The organism is Sutterella sp. (assembly GCF_052272535.1).
Lineage (GTDB): Bacteria > Pseudomonadota > Gammaproteobacteria > Burkholderiales > Burkholderiaceae_F > Sutterella.
The window spans coordinates 1-3,320 of sequence record NZ_DAVZJY010000240.1; the positions used below are offsets into that span (position 1 = coordinate 1).

Genomic DNA, 3,320 nt, shown 5'->3' on the forward strand with positions numbered 1-3,320 from the left:
CCGCCGCGTGCGACAGAAAATCATCATGTCGTCGGCGTACCGCGTGAAGTGCAGTTCCCTTGCCTCCAACTCCTTGTCAAGCCGGTCGAGCAGGATGTTGGCGAGGATCGGAGAGAGCGGGCCGCCCTGGGGCGCCCCTTTGTCTCTCCTCTCGAGCCCCGCCTCCGTCTGCACGTCGGCACGAAGGAAGCGATGGATGAGCGAGATCACCCGCCCATCTTCGATGTCGTCGGAGAGGATCTGCACCATCTTCGAGTGGTTGATCGTGTCGAAGAACTTCTCGAGGTCCATGTCCACGACCCATCGATACCCCTGATCAGCATAGGCCACCACGTCCAGGATCGCGTCGTGCGCGCTCTGGTTGGGGCGGAAGCCGTGGCTGCGGGTCGAGAACCGTGGATCGTAGTAGAAGCTGAGTATCTGCGCGACGGCCTGTTGAACAAGCCTGTCCTGCACAGTAGGGATGCCCAGTTCTCTGAACTTGCCTGGTTCCTCCTTCGGTATGGTGACGCGGAGAACGGGCGACGGGCGATATTTGCCCGCCTTGATCGCCGCCGTCAGCTCGTGCGGGTGGCTGCGGATGTAGTCGCGGATCTCCCACGTCTCCATGCCGTCCACGCCGGGCGCCCCCTTGTTGGCCTCGACCCTCGCAAGGGCTCTGGTCAGGTTGTCGCGCTCGAGTATCGCTTCCAGTGTGATTCCGTTCATCTGGTCCTACTGCGGAGTCTCTCTCTCCTCGAATCCCGTCCGGCTCCTTCCTGTTGGACAGGCCATCGGCGTTCCGCGCCTACTCTCCTGCTGCAGGTTCTCGTTGATTTTTCTAAGGATCGGCCCTTCGGGTTCTCCGAGTTCAATTCTCCATTACTAAGTTTGGTCCTTCAGTCCGCTACTCGCGTGCGGGCCTACTACGACCTCTGCTGACTCCTCACGGCGAGCTTTACTCCGCGGCGAACCGCGTCCGTGAGGCCTCCCCGGGTAAGAGCAAATTCCTTCCCGCCATGCACCTGCCTCATTTACACCGAAGGTTCCGTGTAGCTTTGGGCTTCATCTTCTTCAGCAGACTTACCCACCTTCATATGCCTGATGAGGTTTCTGTTCGTCAGGTCAGCGGTTTGCCTCGGGCTTCTTTCAGATTCCGCCTCGCGACAGACACCCTTGCCTCTGGCTACGAGCTTGGTGCTACCTCCTGCTCCCGGGACTTTCACCCGTTGAAATTCGCCCATGCCGGGCACACTGAAAAACCCCGTGAATCTCATTTCTTGAAATATCACGGGGTTTGATAGCTGATTTCAAACTCGCCTGACAGTAGTCAAGCCAGTTCGGGATCCATCATCCCGGTGTTTGTTTTTAAGTTTGGAGCTTTCGGTGCTGCCCGCCGGTCAGTTGCCGCGGCCGCCGAGGAGCGCCGCCACCGGGCGGCGCCTTTCATTGCGCTCGAGGTACATGGGTTCGGCGGGCTTCTTCGCCGCGTCGGCCGAGCGCTCGATGTAGGGCATGTCGAAGATCGGGTCGCGGTGGCGCTGCGAGGGCGGCACGTAGGCGCGGGCGCGCTCGCGCGCGGCGCGTTCGTCTTCGGGCGTGTCCACGCGCTCGGTCCAGACGCCCGGGCGCCCTTCGGAGCGGCGCTGCGGACCGGCGCCGCGGCGGCTGCGCGGCATCGGCGTCACGGCGATCGGTTTGAAGGCCTGGTTGGTGAGCTTCTCGATCGCCTGCACGAGACGCGAGTCCTCGGGCGTGGCGAGCATCGTCGCGACGCCCTTGGCGCCTGCGCGGCCCGTGCGGCCGATGCGGTGCACGTAGTCCTCGGCGCTGTAGGGCACGTCGTAGTTGATGACGAAGGGCAGCTCCTTGATGTCGAGGCCGCGCGCGGCGACGTCGGTCGCGACGAGCACGTGGATCGCGCCCGTGCGGAAGCCTTCGAGCGCCACCTGGCGCTCCTCCTGCGTCTTGTCGCCGTGAATGGCGTCGGCGTTGATGCCGACGCGCTCGAGCGTGCGCGCGAGGCGCCGGCAGGTGATTTTGGCGTTCACGAAGACGAGGACCTGCGTGAGGGGGCCGCCCTCGGGACCGCGGGTCTTGAGCATGTCGATCAGGACGTCGGTCTTGTCGCGGTCGGAGACCGTGAAGAGCTCCTGCGTCACCGTCTCGGCGGTGGAGTTCTCGCGGGCCACCTCGATCACCGTCGGGCTGCTCTTGAGGAAGTTCTTCGCGAGCTTCTTGATTTCAGGCGAGAAGGTCGCCGAGAAGAGGAGGCTCTGGCGGTTCGCGGGCAGGAGCTGCAGGATGCGCGAGATGTCGGGCAGAAACCCCATGTCGAGCATGCGGTCGGCTTCGTCGAGCACGACGATCTCGACCTGCGAGAGGTTCACGGCCTTCTGCGAAACATGATCGAGCAGGCGGCCGGGCGTCGCCGTCAGGATCTCGACGCCGCGGCGCAGCATGTCGGCCTGCGGGCGGATGTCCACGCCGCCGTAGACCACGCCCGCACGCAGCGGCGTGTCCTTCGCGTAGGCGACGAGGTTTTCCGAAACCTGGTCGGCAAGTTCGCGGGTGGGCGTCAGGACGAGCGCGCGCACTGGATGGCGCGCGGGCGACATCGAGGTGTTCGCCTTCGGCAGGATGCGCTCGATGAGGGGCAGCCCGAAGCCCGCGGTCTTCCCGGTGCCGGTCTGCGCCGCCCCCATGACGTCGCCGCCGCGGAGCACCACGGGGATCGCCTGGACCTGAATGGGCGTGGGCGAGGTGTAGCCCATGCGGGCGACGGCGGAAAGAATGCGGGGATCGAGACCGAACTGTTCGAAGGAGGACATCCGAAGATTCTGGAAAGTGAATGCCGGCCCCGGGACGGAAGCGGCGAAGCGCTCGGGTCCGGTAGCGCCGGGACGACCGGAAGCGAAGGCCCGGGCGCGCACAGAGGCGCCTCGAAGGCCCGGATCGTTCCGGACGAAGGCAATGGGTTCTGGAGAGGGGACCGGACGGGAGGGTCCGGGCGGTGCGCTCCGGCGTCGGGACGAGCGGCGGAGCGCGCTCATTCTACCCGATTCGAATCGGCGGCAATTCCGCCGGAGTGCCGCGCGGCGGGCGGCGCGGACCGAGAGAAAACCCCGGACCAGAGAATGGAAATGGTGGGCCCGCTGGGACTTGAACCCAGGATAGCCGGATTATGAGTCCGGTGCCTTAACCAACTTGGCTACAGGCCCGCCCAAAGTGAGGGAAACAGATTGTACCTGAGAAAACCCGGACCCACGGCCGCGGGCGCCCGGAAGGCAGGGCTGACGCACGGCGAAGTGGTCACTTCGTCGAACGATAGATCTCCACCA

Annotated in this window: 2 protein-coding genes and 1 tRNA gene; all 3 read right to left on the reverse strand. The window is 64.7% G+C overall.

Annotated features, from left to right (window positions below; genetic code table 11):
• A partial coding sequence (locus ACT6Y9_RS09690; RefSeq protein ID WP_443744372.1) for a reverse transcriptase domain-containing protein occupies positions 1 to 708 on the reverse strand: 708 nt, incomplete at its 3' end.
• 671 nt (positions 709 to 1,379) lie between these two features.
• Entirely contained in the window at positions 1,380 to 2,810 is a 1,431-nt protein-coding gene (locus tag ACT6Y9_RS09695) for a DEAD/DEAH box helicase (protein WP_443744373.1), read from the reverse strand.
• 313 nt (positions 2,811 to 3,123) lie between these two features.
• Positions 3,124 to 3,200: transfer RNA gene (locus ACT6Y9_RS09700), tRNA-Ile, on the reverse strand.
• Positions 3,201 to 3,320: the final 120 nt, after the last annotated feature.